Raw genomic sequence first — 23,432 nt, forward strand, 5'->3', positions numbered from 1 at the left:
CAACCATTTTAAAATCATTCTCGTCTATATAAATAGAAGGCAACTAAACAAGAAACAATTTCAAGAACAAAACTCAATTTCAATTTTTTTACTTGAGTTTGAATTTTGACATTGCACTTGAATTTTGACATTGAAACATGAAAGTAATTCAATTACATCAAGAAGAAAAAAAGTTAATAGCATTGGCTGTCGAAAATAACCGACAAGCACAACAACGCATTTATGCTCAGTTTTCTCCAAAGATGTTAAGTGTTTGCAGACAATATGTGAAGGATATTCACAGAGCTGAGGATGTTATGATAACTGCTTTTATGAAAGTGTTTACCAATTTAAAAAAGTTTGAACATAACGGCAGTTTTGAAGGTTGGATACGACGAATAATGGTAAATGAATGTATTGATTTTATTAGAGTTAAGAAAAATATTTTTCAACACAATGAAATTGATGACTTAATAGCAAGTGAATCTGAAGATGTTGCGGAAATAGAAGATTTTTCGGTAGACGATATACAGTTGTTAATTGATAATTTACCAGAAGGGTATAAATTGGTTTTTAACCTTTATGCAATTGAAGGATTTAAACATAAGGAAATTGCAGAAAAATTAAATATTAAAGAAGGAACGTCAAAATCACAATTGGCAAATGCAAGAAAGTTACTTCAATCCCAAATTTTAGAACTAAAAAGACAAGAAAATGGAACTAGATAAAAATATAAAAAACAAACTGAATGCTAGAGAAATTCAGCCAAGCGCAAATTCTTGGGACAGGCTTGATGCTATGCTGTCTTTAGAAGAAAAACCTAAGAAAAAAGCATTTCCATTTTATTATGTAGCCGCTTCTGTTTTATTTGCTTTAGGTTTAACTTTTTGGTTTACTAATCAGAGTTCAGAAGTAATTATTCCTCAAAATAATGGAATTGTTATAACAAACGAGAATCCTTCTTCAAAAACGAATAAAATTGAAAACTCAACACAAGATGTTGTTAAAAAAGAAGAGGATAATAATAAACTTGTTTTGGTTCAACAAGAAAAGAAATTAGCCGTCAAAAACACTTCAAAACAATTTGTTTCAAAAAAGAAATACGAAGTTGTGGAAAGTTCAAAACTTGCTGTTTCTGAGAGTGAAGATCAGAAATCGAATGAAAATAACCGACTTATTTCTCCAGAAAAACTTTTAGCTTCAGTAGAAAATAAATCTCAAAAAGAAACAAGTATAGCTGTTTCAAAACCAAATAAGACTTCTGTAAAAGTAAATCCAAATTCATTATTATCTTCAGTTGAAGGTGAAATTGATGAAGAATACAGAGAAACAACTTTAGATAAATTAAAAAGAAACTTTAATCAAGTGAAAACGGCAGTTGCCAATAGAAATTACGAATAATCATCAATCAATCATCAATCAATCATTAATCAAAAAACGAAAAGTTATGCAAAAAATTATTTTATACGCAACACTACTTGTAGTTGCAATGGTCTCAGAATTAAGTGCTCAAGAGGCGGTTGCTGCAAACCCTTCAGAGGGTTGGGTAACTAGGCAAACCGTTGAAGGAAGTTATGAAATGCAAATTCAAAATACTATTTCCGGCAATAGGCAAAATGTTTCTACAATTAAATCTTTAGAGAAAAAAATTGAAGGATTTGGAAATATAATGAAAACAATTAACTCAAATGAATATCGTGGAAAGACGATTAAAATGTCGGGTTATGTAAAAAGCCAAAATGTAAAATCTTGGGCCGGATTGTGGATGCGTGTTGATTATTACCGCAGCAAAGTACTTGCTTTCGATAATATGCATCCAAGAGCTGTAAAAGGGACAACAGATTGGAGTAAATATGAGGTTGTTTTATTTGTTCCTGAAGATGCAACGGTAATTTCCTATGGTGCTTTATTAAATGGAACTGGTCAAATTTGGTTTGACGACATTAAGATTGAAGTAGTTGAAGATGCTATTCCAGAAACAGGAAGTATTAAAGGAAGAGATGTAAGGCATATTTCATTTGAGGAAAGAGCAGAAGCAATTGCAGACCAAATAGAAATGATTACAACCGAAGAGAAAAAAGCTTTAAAGCAAGAAGTTAAAGCAATTGACGACCAGGTTGAAAGCGGAAAAATTTCTAAAGAGAAAGGAGATGAATTAAAACTTTCTATTGCAACTGAAAGAGCAAATAATATTGAAACTCAAGTTGCAGTTGAAGAAGAAAAATTAGCGCAGCTGGTTAAAGATAAAGTAAACGGAAAGTTTACTGAGGATGAAACTAAGTCTAAGAAAAAAGGAGGAACGCGTATCGTAATGGGTGGTAGTTCAGATAATTTAGGTGAAAATCAAACAGAGATAAATTTGAGCTCATTTAAAGTTTATAATGGAAAAAAAGATCTTATCGAAAAAAAATCAAGAAGAACAACATCTCAATTTGTATTTGCTGCGGGTTTAAATAATGTAGTTACAGAAGGTGAAAATCTAAATAAGTCCGATTTTAAAGTTTGGGGTTCGCATTTTTACGAATTAGGATTAACACTAAATTCACGTATTTTAAAAAATCACAATTTATTACATGCAAAATACGGTTTATCTTTGATGTATAATAATTTACGTGCTACAGATAATCAATATTTTGTAGAAAGTGGAGATCAAACTAATTTACAAACTGCAGCAGTAAATCTTGATGAATCACGTTTTCGTAGTGTGTTTTTAGTAGCTCCAGTTCACTTAGAATTTGATTTTTCAGGAAAAAAGACTGATAAAGATGGTAATTCATATTTCAAAACGCACGATTCTTTTCGTTTAGGAATAGGAGGTTATGGAGGAGTTCGCATAAAGTCAAAACAAATTCTTAAATATGAAGAAAATGGAAACAATATTAAAGTGAAAGAAAAAGGAGATTTTAATGCTTCAGATTTCACTTATGGTTTAAGTGGTTATATTGGTTATGGAGCAACAAGTTTATATGTAAAATATGATCTTAACCCAATGTTTAAGAACAATACAATCGATCAAAACAATGTTTCATTAGGAATACGTTTTGATTTCAATTAAGTAATTCGTTAGTTATAATTTAAAAAAGTGTTTTATTAATTTAAAGCACTTTTTTTATTTAAGTTATTGAATAACTTTACAACTTTGTATCTTTGAAGCTTTGTGACTATAACCTTTTTAATTAAAAATTTTGATTTCAAAATCTACTATAGAAAATGTATTTGAAACTGCTCGAGTAGAGGAGGTTATTGGCGATTTTGTAAATTTAAAAAGAGCAGGTTCTAATTTAAAAGGATTGAGTCCTTTTGTAGATGAAAAATCACCATCTTTCATGGTGTCGCCTGTAAAGCAAATTTGGAAAGATTTTAGTTCGGGTAAAGGTGGAAATGTTGTAACTTTTTTAATGGAGCACGAGCATTTTACCTATCCAGAAGCAATTAAATTTTTAGCAAGAAAATACAATATTGAAATTGAAGAAACCATTCAAACGGATGAAGATGCCGCAATAGCAAATGAAAAGGAAAGTATGTATTTGGTTTCTGAATTTGCTCAAAAATATTTCCACAATACATTATTAAATACGGAAGAAGGAAAAGCAATTGGACTTTCATACTTTAAAGAAAGAGGTTTTACTTCTGAAACGATTAAGAAATTCGGACTAGGTTATTCGCCTGAAACTTGGGATGCTTTTACAAAAGAAGCACTTGGTAAAGGTTATAAGTTAGAATATTTAGATAAAACCGGACTTTCAATCGTTAAGGAAGACAAGCAGTTTGACCGTTTCAAAGGTCGTGTAATGTTTCCTATTCAAAGTATGAGTGGTCGTATTTTAGGTTTTGGTGGTCGAATTTTAACCAATGATAAAAAAGCGGCTAAATACCTAAATTCTCCAGAAAGTGATATTTACCACAAGAGCAAAGTGCTTTACGGAATTTTTCACGCCAAACAAGCAATTGCTAAACAAGATAATTGTTATTTGGTAGAAGGGTATACCGATGTTATTCAGTTCAATCAAGCGGGAATTGAAAATGTTGTTGCTTCTTCTGGAACAGCTTTAACGCCCGATCAAATCCGATTGGTAAGTCGTCTTACAAAAAACATCACAGTGCTTTTTGATGGAGATGCGGCAGGTTTAAGAGCTTCGGTTCGTGGTATTGACTTAATTCTAGAGGCAGATATGAACGTGCGCGTTTGTGCGTTTCCAGAAGGAGAAGATCCTGATAGTTTTGCTAAGAAAATGCCTTATGAGGAATTGGTAAAATACCTTGAGGAAAATGCAATGGATTTTATTCAGTTCAAAGCTTCAATGTTAATGAAAGAAGCGAAGAATGATCCTATCAAAAAAGCCGATTTGATTAGGGATATGGTTATCAGTATTTCTAAGATTTCCGATAGAATTAAACGTGAAATTTATATTCAAGAATGTTCAAGAATCATGGATATTTCTGAAGAGGTTTTGTTTAATACGTTGGCACAAATGGATAAGAAAGATCTTTCTGAAGCTAATAAAAAATTTAAAGAAGAAAAAAAGGCTTTCGATGTTGTTCGAAATAATGAACCGGTTTCAAAAGCTAAAGTTGATATTCAGTTTGAGTTAGAACATATTATTATTCAAATTTTATTGCTTTATGGGAATGTTGAGCAAGAATTTGATGATGTTCTTTTAAAGCCAGATGAAGAAGGTGAACTTAAGGAAGTTATTGAAAAAAATAATGTAAAAGTTTACCAAAGAATATATTTGAGTTTACAAGAAGATGAGATTGAACTTTCAAATCCATTATTTCAAAAAATTTACAAAGACTTAATTGATTATTATAATCAAAATGAAACTTTTGTATTAGAACAATATTTAATGCGTTTAGATGAAGAAATTGCTCAGGAGGTAACTTCTGTTTTAATGAATGAAGAACGAGAAGTACTTCATAATTGGGAATCTCAAAACATTATCGTAAAATTAAAAGAAGCTACAATTGCTCAATACGTTACAGAAACCATCTTAACTTTAAGATGGTATTGGGTAAATAATATTATTGATGATTTAAAAAATCAGTTAGTGACAAACGTATCAGGAGATAATTCAGAGTCTCTAGCAATGATTATGGATTATTTAGGACTAACTAATATGTTTTCTAAAAAACTAGGAAGAGTTATGAGTAGGTATTCTTAAATAATTTCTAAACTTTTCGCTTTATTTAATAAATCTACTAAGTTGGTAACATTCAATTTGGCTAATAAACGCAATTTGTATGTACTAATGGTTTTTTCGTCAAGTCCAAGTATCTGGGCAATTTCTTTATTCTTTTTACCATCATTTAAATAGCGTAAAACCTCAATTTCTCTTGAAGACAGTTTTTTAAATAGTCGATCAGATTTTTTACCTTTCTTAAGTTCTTCAATTGTTTTTTTAACTTCATCGCTAAAAATTACAACTCCATTAGAAACACGAATAATTGTTGTTTCAAGCTCTTTTAAAGAAGCTGTTTTAAGCAAATAGGCGGATACTCCTGCTTTAATAGCTGTTGGAGCGTACATTTTTTCTGAAACGGAAGTAAAAAGTATAATTTTAGATTCAGGATATTCTTTAATTATCGATTTAATATCTCTAATGCTAGACAATCCGTCAAGCTCTAAATCAACAACTATAACGTTAATTGATTTAGTTTGTAAAGTGTTCTGTAAAGAATTAAAATCATTAACAGAAGCAACAATTTCTATGGAATTACTGTTATTAAAATATGATTTAATTCCATGTTGCACCACAGGATGGTTATCGGCAATACATACTTTTATCATAACTTCAATTGGTTTTTCGGGGTAAATAGCTTATCAAAGTTAATGAAAAAAAACGTAAATACTTGTTAAAAAATTAGATATTCTTTATTTTTTTAGGAATTTCGCAAACGGGTATAGGTTGCATTTTGTGTTGGTTAATTCTATTAAGTCTTTCGTAAATTTTAAAAACAACAGCTTCTCTACCTTCAAAATTGTGTTCTGTTTTTCCGTTTTCCATCGCCATCATTGCCCATTCTAATTCGTCGTAACTCGCTCCAAGCTGGTCTTCATCGCTTCTGTCGTCTCCAAATAAACCATCGGTAGGTTTTGCAACTAAAATACTATCAGGAACATTTACATATTTTGCTAGTTGGCGAACTTCGCTTTTCATCAAATCGGCAATCGGACTAATATCAACTCCGCCATCGCCATATTTTGTATAAAAACCTACACCAAAATCTTCTACTTTGTTTCCGGTTCCAGCAACTAAAAATCCGTTTATACCTGCATAATAATATAAAGTTGTCATTCTAAGTCTCGCTCTTGTGTTTGCTAATGTTAAATTCAAAGCCGTTTCGTTTTCAGAACTTGGAACTTGATTTTTAAACATTTCAAAAACAGGTGTTAAGTCGGTTCTATTATTGCTAACTTTAGGGAACCTTTTCTTTAATTGTTTAATATGTTCGTTTGCTCTGCTAACGTGACTTTCTGCTTGGTGAATTGGCATTTCAATACATAAAGTTGGTAAGCCTGTCATAGCGCATAAAGTTGAGGTAAGTGCACTATCAATTCCTCCAGAAATCCCAACTACAAAACCTTTTACTCTTGCGTTAGTAGCATAGTCTAAAAGCCATTTTACAATATGTTCAGTAACTTTTTCTGAATTGAAATTTGTGGAATTTGTCATTTTTTTATGAAAATTTATTATACTATAAATGTATCTTTGCGTTTTTAAGCTTGTAAATAAGCTTTTAAATTTTGATAAAATTAAAAATAAATATTGAAGTTCTATGAAGAAACTTTTAATTTTAAGTCTTGTTGTTTTATTTTTTTCTTGTAAAAAAGAAGATAAAGTGGAGGAAGAAGTAGCTAAAATTCCTGTAAAATTTAGTATCGAGCGATTCGATAAAATATTTTACGAATCGAAACCAGAAGATTTGTCAAAAGTTAAAGCTCAATTTCCTTTCTTTTTCCCTGAAGGTAATGAAGATACGGTTTGGGTAAATAAATTAACTAATCCTTTATTGCGAGAGCTTTACGGCGAAGTGCAAAATAAATATTCAAATGTTGGTCCGCTTGAAGCTGATTTGACAAAATTATTTGGTTACGCCCAATATTATTTTCCAGAATACAAAACGCCGCGTGTTATTACTTTGATTAACGAAGTAGATAAAGAAGCAAAATCTATTTATGTTGATACTTTAGCAATTGTCGCTTTAGATTGCTATTTAGGTAAAGAACATCGTTATTATAAAGATTTTCCAGAATATGAAAGAATAGGTTTTGATGAAAATCAAATTTTACCAGATTTAGTAAACAGTTTTTCATTTAATAAAGTTGCACCACCAACCAATAGAAGTTTATTGGCATTAATGATTTATAAAGGGAAACAATTATACCTAAAAGATAAGTTGTTGCCTGATTATTCTGACGCGGCTAAAATTGCATATACCGATTCTCAAATTCAATGGTGTAAAGAAAATGAATACCAAATGTGGAGTTATTTTGTAGAGAACAACATTTTGTTTGAAGCTAACATGAAAAACGAATTTCGATTCATTAACAATGCGCCTTTTTCTAAATTCTATTTAGGTTTAGATGCCGAATCTCCTGGAAGAGTAGGTCAATGGTTAGGTTGGCAAATTGTGCGTAGTTATATGGAAAACAACGATACTTCATTAAAAGAAATGCTAGCATTAGACGCAAAAACAATATTCGATAAATCAAAATACAAACCAGCAAAGTAATGGCAAATACAACTTCAGAAATAAAATTCGTAGTAGAATTAGACGAAAATAGAATACCAGAAAAATTAAAATGGTCTGCACAAGATGGCGGCGTAGACAATGAAGAAGCAAAAGCAATGATGGTTTCAATTTGGGATTCTAAAGCATTAGAAACGCTTCGTATTGACTTATGGACAAAAGACATGCCTGTTGACGAAATGAAACAATTTTTTCACCAAACATTAGTAGCAATGTCAGACACTTTTAATCGTGCAACCGACGATGAAAAAATGACTGCAACCATGAAAGATTTTTGTGATTATTTCGCAGAAAAAATGGAATTGACGAAATAGAATTTATATTTTGTTGAAAACAGAAAAAGCCTAGTTGTTGAATGATTAGGCTTTTTTTATATGCATTTTTTTGGTTTTAAATAAAACTATCATTTTCTTTAAAAACCACTTGATTGATTTCGTCAATATAAGTAAGAATTTCTTCTCTTCCTGTTTTATCTGTTGATGAGGTAATGAAATATTGAGGCATTTCTGCCCAATTATTAGCTAATAGTTTTTTAGTGTAAGCTGCAACATTTTGTTGCGCTTTTACTTTTCCTATTTTGTCTGCTTTGGTGAAAACAATACAAAAAGGAACTTCGGTTTCACCTAAATAAGTAATGAATTCTAAATCAATTTTTTGCGCTTCAAGTCTAATGTCAATTAATACAAATGCACAAACTAATTGTTGTCTTTTTTCAAAATAATCAGTAATGAATTTTTGAAAAACTTCTTTTGTTTTTTTAGAAACTCTTGCATAACCATAACCAGGTAAATCCACTAAATACCAATTCAAATTAATTTTAAAATGATTGATTAATTGAGTTTTTCCAGGTCTTCCAGATGTTTTTGCTAAACTTTTATGGTTTGTCAACATGTTGATTAAAGAAGACTTACCTACGTTTGATCGACCAATAAAAGCGTATTCTGGTAAAGGCTCGTTAGGGCATTTATCAACTTCAGAATTACTTATTACAAATTCAGCAGTATTTATTTTCATCTATTTATTTTTTAAAACAACAATTAAATGTGTTTTATAGTTTATGGCTTACTAACCAATTATTTAAAATTTCATTGAATTGATCAGGATGTTCCATCATGGCTGCATGGCCGCATTTTTCAATCCAATATAACTCAGAATTAGGTAATAATTTATTAAATTCTTCGGCGACATCAGGTGGTGTAACTTTATCGTTTCTGCCCCAAATAATACAAGCTTTTACATGCATTTTTGGTAAATCTTTTGCCATATTATGTCTAATGGCGCTTTTAGCAATGGTTAATGTTTTTAGTAACTTTATACGATCATTTACCGTTGCAAAAACTTCATCAACAATCTCTTTTGTAGCTACTTTAGGATCGTAAAATACATCTTCAGCTTTCTTTTTAATGTATTCGTAATCACCTCTTTTAGGGTAACTTTCACCCATTGCGCTTTCGTATAAGCCAGAACTTCCAGTGATAACAATTCCTCTTACTAACTCAGGATAAGATTTTGCGAAATATAAAGCTATATGTCCACCAAGTGAATTACCAACCAAAATGGCTTTTTCAATACCTAAGTGAATCATAAAATCTTTTACATATTTAGAAAAAGCTTTTACGTTTGTTTTTAAAATGTTTTGCGTGTATAGTGGTAATTCAGGAATAATTACTTTATATCCTTTTTTAGGAAAATAATTAGCTACTCCATCAAAATTACTCAAGCCTCCCATTAGACCGTGAAGTATTATAATTGGCTTACCTTCTCCGGCTTCAAAGTAGGTGTATTTTTTGTCTTTTTTTAGCATAAAATAATTTCAAATTAAGGTTCTGAAATTTTCACAAATATAAGATATTATATAAGATTTGAAAGCATTTGTATAAAACTAATTACGATGTGTAATTTCTAAAATTCTTCTTTTTAAACCATTAGTTTTCAACATATTTGATTGTTTTTGACTAATTGATTGTTTCTTTTTTTTGTTTTCGAATAATTTTAAATTCTTTGTTAGTGCTGATATTCTGTACTGTTAATATTCATTTTGGTGTAATTCGTTAGGTATATGTGTGAAAACTTATTAACAAAGTGGGTTTTTGTGGTAAATTGTGGTAAATATTTTTTAAATTTGTCCATATTCTAAACAAAATCATTTAGTTGAATTCGATTACAGGAACATACGAATGTAAAGTTGATGCGAAAGGAAGATTAATGCTTCCTACTTCGTTGAAAAAACAGTTCAAATCATTAGAGGATGGTTTTGTGCTGAAGCGTTCTGTGTTTCAGCCTTGCTTGGAGCTTTATCCAATGAAGGAATGGAATGAAATGATGTTGAAGGTGAATAAGTTGAATCGTTTTGTGAAAAAGAATAATGATTTTATTAGACGATTTACTGCTGGTGTAAAAACAATTGAAGTTGATTCTGCAGGAAGGTTGTTAATACCAAAAGATTTGTTGGTTTTTTCTAAAATTGAAAAAGATATAGTAATGTCTTCGGCGATTAATATTGTTGAAATTTGGGATAAAGGTTTGTATGAAAGTGCAATAGATAATGCTACTGATGATTTTGCAGATTTAGCAGAAGAAGTAATGGGTAATTTATTTGAAAATGGAGATGGAATATCATAATCCGGTTTTGTTAAAAGAAACAGTTGATGGTTTGAATATTAAACCAAACGGTGTTTATGTAGATGTTACTTTTGGTGGTGGTGGTCATTCAAGAGAAATAATGTCGCGTCTTGGCGAAGGTGGAAGGTTAATTGCTTTTGATCAGGATGAAGATGCTTTGGAAAATGCAATTGACGATTCCCGATTCTTGTTGATAAATGAAAATTTTAGAAATATTAAACGTTTTCTTCGTTTTCATGGTATTAGAAAAGTAGATGGTATTCTTGCAGACTTAGGAGTTTCGTCTCATCAATTTGATGTTGCTGAGCGCGGTTTTTCAACTCGTTTTGAGGCTGACTTAGATATGAGAATGAGCCAAAAAGGAGAGTTAAGTGCTTATGATGTTGTTAATACTTATGAAGAAAAAGAGTTGAGTAAGGTTTTCTTTGATTATGGTGAATTAAAAAATGCAAATGCACTTGCGGCTGCAATTGTAGCGTATAGAAGTGAAGGTAAAATTAAAAGTTCTGAAACTTTAAAACAAGTACTTTCTCGGTTTTTGCCTGCTCATAAAAGCAATAAAATTTTAGCTCAAATATATCAAGCAATTCGCATTGAGGTTAATCAAGAAATGGATGTTTTAAAGGAATTTTTAGAGCAATCATTAGATATTTTAGAAGTTGGAGGAAGGTTGAGCGTTATTTCATATCATTCTCTTGAAGATAGATTGGTTAAGCGTTTTGTGAAAAATGGAATGTTTGAAGGTGAGCCAGAAAAAGATTTTTTTGGAAATTTTGAAGTTCCGTTTAAAACTATTGAAAAGTTAATTGTTCCGTCAAATGAAGAAATAAAGCTAAACAATAGAGCAAGAAGTGCAAAGTTAAGAGTGGCTGAAAAAAAATAATTGACTATGAAAAAGGGTGTTTATAGTTTGTTAAAAGCAAAATTTCTTGTTAGTGATGATGCGTTGAAAAACTGGAAATTTATTGTGTTTCTGGTTTTTTTAGCAATGATTATGATTGCAAATAATCATAGATACGATGCTAAAAATTATAGAATTACCGAGTTAACTAATATGGTTAAAGAAAAAAGATCTCAATTTGTTGATAAGCGTTCTGAATTAATGAAGTTAAAAATGGAATCAACTGTTTCTAAAAAAATGGAAGAAAAATTAATTTTTCCATCTTCGGTTCCTCCAACAAAAATTGTAATTAAATCAAATAAAAAAGAAACTAAAAGTTTTATAGATAAGTTAAAAATATGGCAGTAGCGGATAAAAAAGTCTCTTACCGTATGTATTTAGTAGTCTTCATAATGTTTATGATGGCTATTCTTGTTATGATAAAACTGAATAACATTCAATGGGTTGAAGGTGATAGTTTAAGAAAGTTAGCTAAAGAAAGAACGGTTAGAAACTTTACTATTCCTGCAAATAAAGGAAATGTATATTCTTCAGATGGGAGTTTGTTGGCTACTTCAATTCCAGAATATGTAATTCGCTTCGATGCTTTGTCGCCTAGTAATGATGATTTTAATGAAAACATTAGTGCATTAAGTGATTCTCTTGCTTCTTATTTTGGTAAAAGTTCTGGGTATTATGAAAGTAAGCTAAAAAAAGCTAGGGCAAATAAAAACAGATATTTTTTAGTAGCAAGAGAATTAAGTTATTCTGATTATTTACGTATTAAAAGCTTTCCGCTATTTAAAAAAGGCCCTTATAGAGGTGGAATAATTGTAGAGCAAAAAACAGTTAGAGAACATCCTATTGGCAAAGTTGCGCAAAGAACTATTGGTTATGAAAGAACAAATGATGATGGAACTCCAAATGGAAAAGGTTTAGAATATGCTTATAGAGAATACTTAAACGGAGCGAACGGTCACCGAATGATGCAAAAAATTGCAAAAAATCAATGGAAGCCTATAAACGACAATAATGAGCTAGAACCTCAAGATGGTTTAGATATTATTTCGACCATCGATGTTTATATTCAGGATATTGCACATCATGCTTTGTTAAAGCAGTTGGAGTATTATGAAGCAGACCATGGTTGTGTAGTAGTAATGGAAACAAAAACAGGTGAAGTTAAAGCAATTTCAAACTTAGGAAGAGCTAAAGACGGAAGTTACTATGAAACTCAAAATTATGCAGTAGCTGAATCTCATGAACCAGGCTCAACTTTCAAACTATTAGATCTTATTGCTTTGTTAGACGACAAAAAAGCAGATACAAGTAGTGTGTATGATTCTAATGGGGGGGTTATTGAATTTTATAATAGAAAAGTAAGAGATTCTCATAAAGGAGGTTACGGAAAAATATCTTTAGCGAAAGGTTTTGAGGTTTCTTCAAATACTATTTTAGTTCAAGCGGTTTATGATGCTTATAAAGACAATCCTAAGCAATTTGTGGATAGAGTTAATAGTTACGGGTTAAATAAACCTTTGGGCTTGCAATTAATTGGAGAAGGTAAACCTATAATTCATCAACCGGGAACTAAAGGTTGGAGTGGGGTTTCATTGCCATGGATGGCATTTGGATACGGAGTTTCATTAACTCCATTACAAACATTGTCTTTATATAACGCTGTTGCGAATGATGGTGTAATGGTAAAACCTTTGTTTGTAAAAGAAATTAAAGAATGGAGTACTACTGTTAAGAAGTTTGACACAGAAATTATTCATCCTAAAATTGCTTCAGATGAAGCTTTAATTAAGGTTAGAAAAGTGTTGGAAAATGTTGTTAAAAGAGGAACAGGTTCAAAACTGTATTCTAAAGACTTTTCTATGGCAGGAAAAACAGGTACAGCACAAGCTAATTATAGAGACAAATCTAAATTACACTATGTTTCATCGTTTGTAGGATATTTTCCTGCAGATCAGCCTAAATATTCTTGTATTGTGGTGGTTCATAAACCAAATGTTGCTGCAGGTTATTATGGTGCAGATGTTGCAGGGCCAGTTTTTAAAAGAATTGCTCAAAAAATTTATACCGATTCGCCTCCAACGAATCACATCAAAAATATTGATGCTAAAGTAAAATCACTAGAAGATAATTATGCTTCTTATTATAAAAAATCGCAAAAAGAAACTTCGCTTATTCCTAATGTAAAAGGAATGGTTGCAATGGATGCAATTGCACTTCTTGAAAACTTAGGTTTGACGGTTAATGTAAAAGGAAACGGAAAAGTTAAAATGCAATCAATAAAAGCTGGAGAAAAAATTTCAAAAAACCAGGTAATAATACTAGAATTAAAGTGAAAATATTAAAAGACATATTATACAAAGTAAGTATTGAGGCTGTAAAAGGTGCTACTGATGTTGCTGTAAATAAAATTACATTCGATTCAAGAGCTGTTGAATTAAATGATGTTTTTGTCGCGATAAAAGGAGTGCATTCAAACGGTCATGATTATATAGAAAAAGCGTTAAGTTTAGGTGCTTCTGTAATAATATGTGAAGAGTTTCCAAATGTTATTGTAAATGGTGTTACGTATGTTCAGGTAAATAATACAAATGAAGCATTAGCTTTTATAGCAGCTAATTATTACGATAATCCTTCTCAAAAAATAAAATTAGTAGGTGTTACTGGTACAAATGGTAAAACGACTATTGCGTCTTTATTATACCAAATGTTTAAAAATGCAGGATATAAAGTGGGGTTGCTTTCTACTGTAAAAATAATGGTTGATGAAACTGAATATAAAGCAACACATACAACTCCTGATTCTATTACAATTAATCGTTTTTTAAATGAAATGATTGAGGTAGGATGTGAATTTTGTTTTATGGAAGTAAGTTCTCATGGAATTCATCAAAAAAGAACAGAAGCTTTAGAATTTACAGGCGGAATTTTCACCAATTTATCTCATGATCATTTAGATTATCACAGCTCATTTGCTGAATATAGAGATGTTAAAAAAGTATTTTTTGACCAATTACCAAAATCGGCATTTGCAATAACAAATATTGATGATAAAAATGGAGCAATTATGCTTCAAAATACTAAAGCAAAGAAAGTTACTTATGCTTTAAAATCATATGCAGATTATAAAGCCCAAATTTTAGAAAATCAATTTACAGGTTTGTTACTGAAATTAAATAATAATGAAGTTTGGTCTAAGTTAATAGGTTCATTCAATGCGTATAACTTATTAGCCATTTTCGCAACTGCTATCGAATTGGGTGTTGAAGAAAATGAAGCACTTCGATTATTATCTACATTAGAAAGTGTTTCAGGTCGTTTTCAATATATAATTTCTAAAGGAAGAATAACTGCAATTGTAGATTATGCGCATACGCCAGATGCATTAGAAAATGTATTAAACACTATTGAAAATATTCGTACAAAAAATGAACAGTTAATCACAGTTGTAGGTTGTGGTGGCGATAGAGACAAAACAAAAAGACCAGTAATGGCACAAATTGCTTCTAGTTTAAGTGATAAAGTGATTTTTACATCAGATAATCCAAGAACTGAAAATCCAGAATCAATTATAGAAGAAATGGAAAAAGGAGTGGAGCCTCAAAACTTCAAAAAAACAATGTCTATTTCTGATAGAAAACAAGCAATTAAAACAGCTTGTCAATTGGCCAATGAAAATGATATCATTCTTATTGCGGGCAAAGGACATGAAACGTATCAAGAAATAAATGGTGTGCGCTATGATTTTGATGATATGTTCATTGTAAAGGAAATGTTAAACCAACTAAACAAATAATAGATGTTATATTATCTTTTTCAATACTTAGATAGAGCTTTTGATTTTCCCGGAGCGGGTGTGTTTCAATACATTACTTTTCGTTCGGCTTTGGCTTTTATTTTTTCGTTAGGATTTGCAACTATTTACGGTAAAAAAATAATTAATTTTTTAAGAAACCAACAGGTTGGTGAAACCGTTAGGGAGTTAGGATTAGAAGGACAACAGCAAAAAGCAGGTACGCCTACAATGGGTGGAATTATCATAATTTTGGCAACATTAATTCCTGTCTTTTTATTAGCACGATTAGAAAATGTATATATCATTCTTTTAGTAATTACTACTATTTGGATGGGAACTATTGGTTTTATTGACGATTATATTAAAATTTTCAAAAAAGATAAAGAAGGTTTAAAAGGAAGGTTCAAGGTTTTAGGTCAGGTTGGTTTAGGTTTAATTGTTGGCTCAATACTTTATTTTAGTCCAAATGTAACAGTTAGAAAAGATACTTTAAAAGAAAGAGTTAAAACAGAAATTGGTTTTGATGCTTCTTCATTAAATGAAAAATCAACAGCTACAACAATTCCATTTTTAAAGAATAACGAATTTGATTATGCAGATGTTCTTTCCTTTATGGGGGATGGATATGAAAAATACTCATGGTTAATTTTTATTCCCTTTGTAATTTTAATTATTACAGCCGTTTCTAATGGTGCTAATTTAACAGATGGAATTGATGGTTTAGCTGCAGGAACTTCTGCAATTTCCGTACTCGCATTAGGTGTTTTTGCTTTTGTTTCTGGAAATGTAATCTTTTCAGATTATTTAAATGTAATGTATATTCCAAACTCTGGAGAAATGACCATTTTTATTGCTGCTTTTGTAGGTGCTTTGGTTGGTTTCCTTTGGTATAATACTTATCCAGCAACTGTTTTTATGGGAGATACAGGGAGTTTGACAATTGGTGGTATTATTGCTGTAATTGCAATTTCTATTCGTAAAGAGTTATTAATTCCTGTTTTATGTGGAATTTTCTTAGCTGAAAATTTATCAGTAATTCTTCAAGTAAGTTATTTTAAATATACCAAAAAGAAGTTTGGCGAAGGAAAACGTATTTTCTTAATGTCGCCACTCCATCATCACTATCAAAAGAAAGGATATCACGAAAGTAAAATCGTAACTCGTTTTTGGATTGTTGCTATTTTCTTAGCCATCTTTTCATTAGTCTCATTAAAACTAAGATAATATGAAAAGGTTAGTAATACTTGGCGGAGGTGAAAGCGGTGTTGGAACTGCAATTTTAGGGAAAAAGAAAGGATATGAAGTTTTTGTATCTGATTTCGGAAAAATCAAAGAGAATTATAAGGAAATCCTAGCTATTAATGCAATTCCTTGGGAAGATGAGCAACATACAGAGGCATTAATTCTAAATGCTGATGTAGTGATGAAAAGTCCAGGAATTCCCGATAATGCTCCAATTGTAAAAAAACTAATTGATTTAGGAACACCTGTAATTTCAGAAATCGAATTTGCAGTTCAATTTACAAATGCTCTTACCGTTGGAATAACAGGAAGTAACGGTAAAACAACAACAACATTACTTACCTATCATTTATTGAAACAAGGAGGGCTAAATGTTGGTTTAGCAGGAAATATTGGAAAAAGTTTTGCATGGCAAGTCGCAGAAAACAAACACGATGTTTACGTGTTGGAATTAAGTAGTTTTCAGTTAGATGGAATTATAAATTATAAACCACATATTGCCATAATTACAAACTTAAGTCCAGATCATTTAGATCGATACAATTACGATTATAATTTATATATAGAATCAAAATTTAGAATTACAAAAAACCAAACAGAAGAGGATTTTTTAATTATCGACAATGACGATGTTGAAATAAAAAAATGGTTACAAAACAATAAAATTAATGCACAATTAATTCCTTTTTCATTAACAGAAAATGTTGAAAACGGAGCATTTATAACAGAACAAAACTTAACGAGTACAATAAATAACGACCTATTTACCATGCCAATAAACGAATTATCATTAGAAGGAAAGCATAATTTAAAAAATGCAATGGCTGCAACAGCAGTTTCTCAGTTACTTAAAATTAGAAAACAAACAATTAGAGAGAGTTTGTCTAACTTTCAAGGAGTAGAGCACCGTTTAGAAAAGGTATTGAAAATTCAAAATGTGCAATACATTAACGATTCTAAAGCAACTAATGTTAATGCAACTTATTTTGCATTAGACAGTATGACAGTTCCAACTGTTTGGATTGTAGGTGGTGTGGATAAAGGAAATGATTATAACGAATTAATGTCGTTAGTACGCGAAAAAGTAAAAGCTATAATTTGTTTAGGAGTTGATAATTCTAAAATCATTCAAACATTTAGTAATGTGGTAGATGTAATGGTTGAAACAACTTCTATGTCAGAAGCGTTAAAAATAGCTAAGCATATCGCAGAATCTGGTGAAGCAGTATTATTGTCTCCAGCTTGTGCAAGTTTTGATTTGTTTGAAAACTATGAAGATAGAGGCCGTCAATTTAAAAATGCGGTTCATAATTTATAATAATGAATGATATCTTAAGTAAAATAAGAGGAGATAAAGGAATATGGGCAATAGTTTTTCTATTGGCTCTTATTTCGTTTTTACCAGTTTACAGTGCTAGTACAAATCTAGTATATGTAATTGGTAAAGGATCTACTTTGGGTTACTTGATTAAACATTTAGGACATCTTTTTTTAGGATTTGTTATTATTTATTTTGTTCATAAAGTTCCATATCATTATTTCAGAGCTTTGTCTATTTTTGGAATTCCAATAGTTATAGTATTACTAATTTATACACTTACTCAAGGTACAACAATGGGTGGGGCTAACGCAAGTAGATGGATTCAAATTCCATTAGTTGGTATTGGTTTTCAAACATCAACGTTTGCATTTATGGTTTTAATGGTTTACGTAGCTCGATATTTGGCAAAAATTGAAGGTAAAGTTGTAACTTTTAAAGAATCATTTTTAGAATTATGGTTGCCTGTTTTTGGGGTTTTAATTTTAATTTTACCAGCTAATTTTTCTACAACAGCACTTATTTTTACTATGGTTTGTATGGTAGTATATATTGGCTATTATCCAATAAAATACTTGCTTTTTATAATTGGATTAGGAATAGCGGCTCTCGCTTTATTTATTTTGGTTGCTAAAGCTTTTCCAGATACAATGCCAAATCGTGTAAAGACTTGGGAAAAGCGTATTGAACGTTTTACGTCTGATACTGAAGATGAAGATGTGTACCAAATAGAAAAAGCTAAAATTGCAATTGCTTCAGGAGGAATTAAAGGGTTAGGACCGGGTAAAAGTGTGCAGAAAAACTTTTTACCCCAATCATCATCCGATTTTATTTTTGCAATTATTGTCGAAGAGTATGGAATGATTGGAGCATTCGGAATCATGTTTCTATACTTATTGCTTTTTGTGCGTTTTATAATTAATGCACATAAAGCTACAACGCTCTTTGGTAAATTATTAATTGTTGGTTTGGGTTTTCCAATTATATTTCAAGCCTTAGTTAATATGTCTGTTGCTGTAGAATTATTGCCAGTAACCGGACAAACATTGCCTTTAATTAGTGCCGGCGGTACTTCTATTTGGATGACTTGTGCTTCTATTGGAATCATTTTAAGTGTTACCAAAAAAGAAGAAGAGATTGCATTAGATTTAGATGAAAAGAAAAAAAGAGACGAAGCGTTACAAAGAATAATTGATAAAGAAGTTGAAGCTGAATTAGGTGATTTTAGTATTGATGATGAATCAGAAAATGAAGAAACTAACCCGCTTGAACCTGTATTAAATAAATAATATGCAAAACTTAAAATTTATAATTAGCGGCGGCGGAACAGGAGGTCATATCTATCCTGCAATTGCAATTGCAAATGAGCTAAAGGTGCAACATCCTAATGCTGAGTTCTTATTTGTAGGCGCTAAAGATAAAATGGAAATGCAAAAAGTGCCTCAAGCAGGTTACGAAATTAAAGGGTTGTGGATTTCAGGAATTCAAAGAAAAATAACAATACAAAATCTAATGTTTCCATTTAAACTGCTTTCTAGTTTATGGGACTCTTATAAAATCATTAAAAAATTCAAACCAAATGTTGTTGTTGGAACAGGCGGTTTTGCAAGCGGAGCGGTTTTAAAAGTGGCAACATTAATGAATATTCCGGTTGTAGTTCAAGAACAAAACTCATATCCTGGAATAACAAATAAGTTGTTGGCAAATAAAGCGAGTTCAATTTGTGTTGCTTACGAAGGTTTAGAGAAATTTTTTCCAAAAGATAAAATTAAGTTAACAGGAAATCCTGTGAGACAAGATTTGCTGGATATAGATACAAAACGAATTAAAAGTTTAACCTATTTTGAATTAGATAGTACAAAAAGAACATTATTAGTTTTAGGCGGAAGTTTAGGAGCTAGAAGAATTAATCAATTAATTGCTCAAGAAATAAACTTTATTACACAACTCGGCGTTCAGGTAATATGGCAATGTGGGAAATTGTATTATGATGAGTATAGTCGTTTTAATGAAAAGGAAAATGTACATGTTTTAGCTTTTATTGATAAAATGGATTTGGCTTATGCTGCCGCCGATATTATTATTTCTAGATCAGGAGCGTCATCAGTTTCAGAATTGTGTATTGTAGGGAAACCAACAATCTTTATTCCGTCACCTAATGTTTCTGAAGATCATCAAACTAAAAATGCTTTAGCTATTGTAGAGAAAAAAGCAGCTGTTCTTTTGAAAGAAAACGAATTGGATGAAAAGTTTAAAAACACATTTGCCGATTTACTTTCTAATGATGATAAGCAAAGTAAATTAAGTAAAAAAATTCACAAATTAGCTTTGCCAAATGCTACTAAAGAGATTGTAAAAGAAATTGAAAAATTAATAAAATAAAAAATGAACTTAAACCAAATACAAAATATCTATTTCATAGGAATCGGAGGAATCGGAATGAGTGCTCTTGCACGATATTTTATGAATATTGGTAAAAATGTAGCTGGTTATGACAAAACCCAAACGCACTTAACAGGTGAGTTAATTGCTTTAGGAATGGATATTCATTTTGAAGATAATTTAAATTTAATAGATAAAAAATACTTAGACAAAAGTAATACTTTGGTAATCATTACGCCTGCTGTTCCTAAAGAGCATTCAGAATGGAATTATTTCCTTTCTGAAGGTTTTGAAGTTAAAAAACGAGCAGAAGTTTTAGGATTAATTACTAAAGATACTTTTTGTTTCGCAGTTGCAGGTACACATGGAAAAACAACAACATCAAGTATTCTAGGACATATTTTGTTTCAAAGTGGGGTAGATGTTACTTCCTTCCTTGGCGGAATTGTAGAAAATTATAACTCAAATGTAATTGGAGACGGAAAAACAGTAACAGTTGTTGAAGCGGATGAATTTGACCGTTCTTTTTTGCATTTACATCCTAATTTGGCTTGTATCACTTCAATGGATGCAGATCATTTAGATATTTACGGAGATGCTTCTGCAATTGAAGCTTCTTTTGTAGAATTTTCTAATAAAGTAACTTCAAATAATTTATTCATTGCGAAAGGATTGCCATTAAAAGGAAATACAATTGGTATTAATGAAGAGGCTACTTTTTCAGCACAAAATATTCGCATCGAAAACGGATTTTATGTTTTTGATGTAAAAACGGCAAATGAAGTAATTGAAAATGTAAAATTTGCATTGCCAGGTCATCATAATTTGTCTAATGCTTTAATTGCTTTTGCAATGTCAAAAAGCTACGGAGTTTCAAATGAAAATATACTTGCAGCTTTAGCCTCTTTTAAAGGAGTTAGAAGAAGATTTTCTTTTCAAACAAGAACAGAAAAGGCAGTTTACATAGATGATTATGCACATCATCCTACAGAAATAAATGCAGTACATCAAGCGGTAAGAGAATTGTATCCAAATAAAAAGATAATCGCAGCTTTTCAACCTCATTTATTTTCTCGTACTAAAGATTTTGTTGATGGATTTGCAGAAAGTCTTTCAAAATTTGACGAAGTCTTATTAATGGAAATTTATCCAGCAAGAGAATTACCAGTTGAGGGAGTAAACTCTACATGGTTGTTAAGCAAGATTTCAAATGAAAATAAAAAACTAATTACAAAGGAAGAATTGTTGCAAGAATTTAAAAATTCTGATGCAAATGTATACGTAACAATTGGGGCAGGAGATATTGGTGAAATGGTTTCAGAAATTAAAAAAATAATAGATGAAAAGGCTTAATTGGCATAACATCCGATTGGTTTTAATCATTGTTTTAATGATTTTTCTCTATTCTTTTTCAATGAAAAGGAATAATGAACGATTGTTAAAATCTGTAAATATTTCATTTGCAGATGATAAAGACAACTATTTTATAACACATGAAATGGTTAATAACTTGTTAATACAAAATTCAGGTAAGCCTTTATCAATCAAAAAAGAAAAAGTAGATTTGAATACTTTAGAAACTGTTCTCGATGATCACGAGATGATAGAAAAAGCAGAAGTTTTTTCTGGTATAGACGGTTCGCTAAATGCGCATATAAAACAAAAGACCCCAATAGTTCGATATGTGTCAGATAATGCTAAGTATTATCTTGACAGTAAGGGAGATAGAATTCCTTTGTCTGAAAATTTTTCAGCAAGAGTTCCTATAGTTATTGGGCAAATAAATGACGCCGAAAAAAGTAACTACGTGTACTTATTTAATGAAATCGCAAAAGATGATTTTCTTAAAAAAAGTATAACGGGTTTAACTATTTTACCGTCAGGAAGTGTTGTGATGACCAATAGAGATTATGATTTTAAAATAATCTTTGGTAATCCAATACATGTAGATAAAAAGCTTAAGAATTATAAAGCTTTTTATAAACACGCTATAAAAGATACATTGATTAAAAATTATAAGTCAGTTAACTTATTGTTTACTGAGCAAGTAGTTTGTAGGAAATAGATAGATTATGAATAAAGAGACCATTGCAGTAGGATTAGACATTGGAACAACAAAGATTGTTGCAATGATCGGTAAGAAAAATGAATACGGAAAATTAGAAATTCTAGGAGTAGGAAAATCTAAAAGTCTTGGTGTTCATAGAGGGGTTGTAAATAATATTACACAAACTATTCAGTCTATTCAACAAGCTATCATGGAAGCTGAAAATGATTCTGATTATAAAATAAATGATGTCGTAGTAGGTATTGCAGGTCAGCATATAAGAAGTATTCAGCATAGCGATTATATTAGCCGTCCAAACCCTGAAGAAGTTATTGGCGAAGCAGATATTGATTCGCTAATAAATCAAGTTCATAAACTTGCAATGCTTCCTGGAGAGGAAATTATTCACGTTTTGCCTCAAGAATTTAAAATTGACGGTCAAGCCGAAATAAAAGAACCTATAGGGATGTATGGCGGAAGATTAGAAGCTAGTTTCCATGTTGTAGTTGGTCAGGCAGCTTCAATACGTAACTTAGGAAGATGTGTTAAAAGTGGAGGTTTAGAACTTTCAGGTTTAACATTAGAGCCTTTGGCATCTGCTGATGCTGTTTTAAGCCAAGAAGAAAAGGAAGCTGGAGTTGCAATTATTGATATTGGTGGTGGAACAACAGATTTAGCCATTTTTAAAGATGGAATCATTCGTCATACAGCGGTAATTCCTTTTGGAGGAAACGTTATCACTGAAGATATTAAGGAAGGTTGTTCAATAATTGAAAAACAAGCCGAGTTATTAAAAATGCGTTTTGGTTCAGCATGGCCAGGCGAAAATAAAGACAATGAAATTGTTTCAATTCCAGGATTAAGAGGAAGGGAACCAAAAGAGATTTCGCTAAAAAACTTATCAAAAATAATTCATGCTCGCGTAGTAGAAATTATAGAACAAGTGTATGCTGAAATTAAAATATATGGTCATGAAGACCCAAAAAGAAAGCTTATTGCAGGAATTGTTTTAACAGGAGGTGGAGCTCAACTAAAACACATTAAGCAATTAGTAGAATATATAACAGGAATGGATACAAGGATTGGTTTTCCAAACGAACACCTTGCGGGAGGTTCAGATGAAGAACTTTCAAGTCCTATGTATGCAACAGCTGTAGGTTTAGTTATGAATAGTATTCGTAATAATACTAAAAGTGCTACTCCAATTGTTGAATTGAAAAAAGAAGTCCCTGTTAAAAAAGATGAAGTCGAAATTGAAGATTCATTTGAGGAAGTAACAAAACCTAAAGCTGAAGAACCAAAACCAACAGAATCAACAGAAGAAAAAATCAAAAAGTCATTTTTTGATAAGTATATAGAAAAGATTAAAGAATTTTTAGATAACGCAGAATAAAAA

22 protein-coding genes are annotated in these 23,432 nt (G+C 30.9%); 18 read left to right on the forward strand and 4 right to left on the reverse strand.

Annotated elements, in window-relative coordinates; all coding sequences use genetic code 11:
* The first annotated feature begins 137 nt into the window (after positions 1 to 137).
* From OLM55_RS05480 to dnaG, 4 genes are all read left to right on the forward strand, one after another.
* On the forward strand, positions 138 to 707 hold the full coding sequence (locus tag OLM55_RS05480) for an RNA polymerase sigma factor (protein ID WP_264560406.1): 570 nt from the start codon (positions 138 to 140) through the stop codon (positions 705 to 707).
* A complete protein-coding gene (locus OLM55_RS05485) occupies positions 694 to 1,380 on the forward strand; it encodes a hypothetical protein (RefSeq protein ID WP_264560407.1) in 687 nt (228 codons plus the stop codon). Before OLM55_RS05480 ends, OLM55_RS05485 begins: the two co-directional genes overlap by 14 nt.
* Before the next feature lie 46 nt (positions 1,381 to 1,426).
* A complete protein-coding gene (locus OLM55_RS05490; RefSeq protein WP_264560408.1) occupies positions 1,427 to 3,034 on the forward strand; it encodes a hypothetical protein in 1,608 nt (535 codons plus the stop codon).
* Positions 3,035 to 3,164: 130 nt separating this feature from the next.
* Complete coding sequence (gene dnaG / locus OLM55_RS05495; protein WP_264560409.1) at positions 3,165 to 5,141, forward strand: DNA primase; 1,977 nt, start codon at positions 3,165 to 3,167, stop codon at positions 5,139 to 5,141.
* On the opposite strand, the gene OLM55_RS05500 is transcribed toward dnaG, so the two are convergent.
* Positions 5,138 to 5,767 carry a response regulator transcription factor gene (locus OLM55_RS05500; RefSeq protein WP_264560410.1) on the reverse strand — a complete coding sequence of 210 codons (630 nt, stop codon included), beginning with the start codon at positions 5,765 to 5,767 and terminating at the stop codon, positions 5,138 to 5,140. The genes dnaG and OLM55_RS05500 overlap by 4 nt on opposite strands.
* A gap of 73 nt (positions 5,768 to 5,840) precedes the next feature.
* Positions 5,841 to 6,653, reverse strand: coding sequence for an NAD(+) synthase (gene nadE / locus OLM55_RS05505; RefSeq protein WP_264560411.1), 813 nt, complete (start codon positions 6,651 to 6,653; stop codon positions 5,841 to 5,843).
* Positions 6,654 to 6,756: 103 nt separating this feature from the next.
* On the opposite strand from nadE, the gene gldB reads away from it, so the two are divergent.
* A complete protein-coding gene (gldB, locus tag OLM55_RS05510; protein ID WP_264560412.1) occupies positions 6,757 to 7,713 on the forward strand; it encodes a gliding motility lipoprotein GldB in 957 nt (318 codons plus the stop codon).
* Complete coding sequence (gene gldC / locus OLM55_RS05515; protein WP_264560413.1) at positions 7,713 to 8,045, forward strand: gliding motility protein GldC; 333 nt, start codon at positions 7,713 to 7,715, stop codon at positions 8,043 to 8,045. The genes gldB and gldC overlap by 1 nt, the downstream gene beginning before the upstream one ends.
* A gap of 76 nt (positions 8,046 to 8,121) precedes the next feature.
* Here the strand turns inward: gldC and yihA are convergent, their stop codons facing one another.
* Together yihA and OLM55_RS05525 are read right to left on the reverse strand one after the other, a co-directional pair.
* Positions 8,122 to 8,745 (reverse strand): ribosome biogenesis GTP-binding protein YihA/YsxC, encoded by a 624-nt coding sequence (yihA, locus tag OLM55_RS05520; protein WP_264560414.1) that lies wholly within the window; start codon positions 8,743 to 8,745, stop codon positions 8,122 to 8,124.
* Between the two features lie 34 nt (positions 8,746 to 8,779).
* Positions 8,780 to 9,535, reverse strand: a complete 756-nt coding sequence (locus OLM55_RS05525) for an alpha/beta fold hydrolase (RefSeq protein ID WP_264560415.1) — start codon at positions 9,533 to 9,535, stop codon at positions 8,780 to 8,782.
* Positions 9,536 to 9,882: 347 nt separating this feature from the next.
* Between OLM55_RS05525 and mraZ the strand changes: the two genes are divergently transcribed.
* The 12 genes from mraZ to ftsA are packed head-to-tail and all read left to right on the forward strand — an operon-like array spanning position 9,883 to position 23,429.
* Entirely contained in the window at positions 9,883 to 10,353 is a 471-nt protein-coding gene (gene mraZ / locus OLM55_RS05530) for a division/cell wall cluster transcriptional repressor MraZ (protein ID WP_264560416.1), read from the forward strand.
* Positions 10,340 to 11,236, forward strand: coding sequence for a 16S rRNA (cytosine(1402)-N(4))-methyltransferase RsmH (gene rsmH / locus OLM55_RS05535; RefSeq protein ID WP_413614318.1), 897 nt, complete (start codon positions 10,340 to 10,342; stop codon positions 11,234 to 11,236). Before mraZ ends, rsmH begins: the two co-directional genes overlap by 14 nt.
* Before the next feature lie 6 nt (positions 11,237 to 11,242).
* Complete coding sequence (locus OLM55_RS05540) at positions 11,243 to 11,602, forward strand: FtsL-like putative cell division protein (protein WP_264560418.1); 360 nt, start codon at positions 11,243 to 11,245, stop codon at positions 11,600 to 11,602.
* Positions 11,593 to 13,587, forward strand: coding sequence for a penicillin-binding protein (locus OLM55_RS05545; RefSeq protein WP_264560419.1), 1,995 nt, complete (start codon positions 11,593 to 11,595; stop codon positions 13,585 to 13,587). Before OLM55_RS05540 ends, OLM55_RS05545 begins: the two co-directional genes overlap by 10 nt.
* Entirely contained in the window at positions 13,584 to 15,047 is a 1,464-nt protein-coding gene (locus OLM55_RS05550; protein WP_264560420.1) for a UDP-N-acetylmuramoyl-L-alanyl-D-glutamate--2,6-diaminopimelate ligase, read from the forward strand. Before OLM55_RS05545 ends, OLM55_RS05550 begins: the two co-directional genes overlap by 4 nt.
* A gap of 3 nt (positions 15,048 to 15,050) precedes the next feature.
* The gene (mraY, locus tag OLM55_RS05555) at positions 15,051 to 16,271 is read left to right on the forward strand and encodes a phospho-N-acetylmuramoyl-pentapeptide-transferase (RefSeq protein WP_264560421.1); all 1,221 of its coding nucleotides are present in this window, start codon (positions 15,051 to 15,053) and stop codon (positions 16,269 to 16,271) included.
* Between the two features lies 1 nt (position 16,272).
* A complete protein-coding gene (gene murD, locus OLM55_RS05560; protein WP_264560422.1) occupies positions 16,273 to 17,607 on the forward strand; it encodes a UDP-N-acetylmuramoyl-L-alanine--D-glutamate ligase in 1,335 nt (444 codons plus the stop codon).
* A gap of 2 nt (positions 17,608 to 17,609) precedes the next feature.
* On the forward strand, positions 17,610 to 18,896 hold the full coding sequence (locus OLM55_RS05565; protein WP_264560423.1) for an FtsW/RodA/SpoVE family cell cycle protein: 1,287 nt from the start codon (positions 17,610 to 17,612) through the stop codon (positions 18,894 to 18,896).
* Between the two features lies 1 nt (position 18,897).
* Entirely contained in the window at positions 18,898 to 19,989 is a 1,092-nt protein-coding gene (gene murG / locus OLM55_RS05570; RefSeq protein ID WP_264560424.1) for an undecaprenyldiphospho-muramoylpentapeptide beta-N-acetylglucosaminyltransferase, read from the forward strand.
* A gap of 3 nt (positions 19,990 to 19,992) precedes the next feature.
* Positions 19,993 to 21,342, forward strand: coding sequence for a UDP-N-acetylmuramate--L-alanine ligase (gene murC / locus OLM55_RS05575; protein WP_264560425.1), 1,350 nt, complete (start codon positions 19,993 to 19,995; stop codon positions 21,340 to 21,342).
* A complete protein-coding gene (locus OLM55_RS05580) occupies positions 21,329 to 22,054 on the forward strand; it encodes a cell division protein FtsQ/DivIB (RefSeq protein ID WP_264560426.1) in 726 nt (241 codons plus the stop codon). Before murC ends, OLM55_RS05580 begins: the two co-directional genes overlap by 14 nt.
* A 7-nt stretch (positions 22,055 to 22,061) precedes the next feature.
* Complete coding sequence (ftsA, locus tag OLM55_RS05585) at positions 22,062 to 23,429, forward strand: cell division protein FtsA (protein ID WP_264560427.1); 1,368 nt, start codon at positions 22,062 to 22,064, stop codon at positions 23,427 to 23,429.
* Positions 23,430 to 23,432 lie beyond the last annotated feature (3 nt).

Origin of the sequence: Flavobacterium sp. N2270 (assembly GCF_025947225.1) — a bacterium.
Taxonomy (GTDB): Bacteria; Bacteroidota; Bacteroidia; order Flavobacteriales; family Flavobacteriaceae; genus Flavobacterium.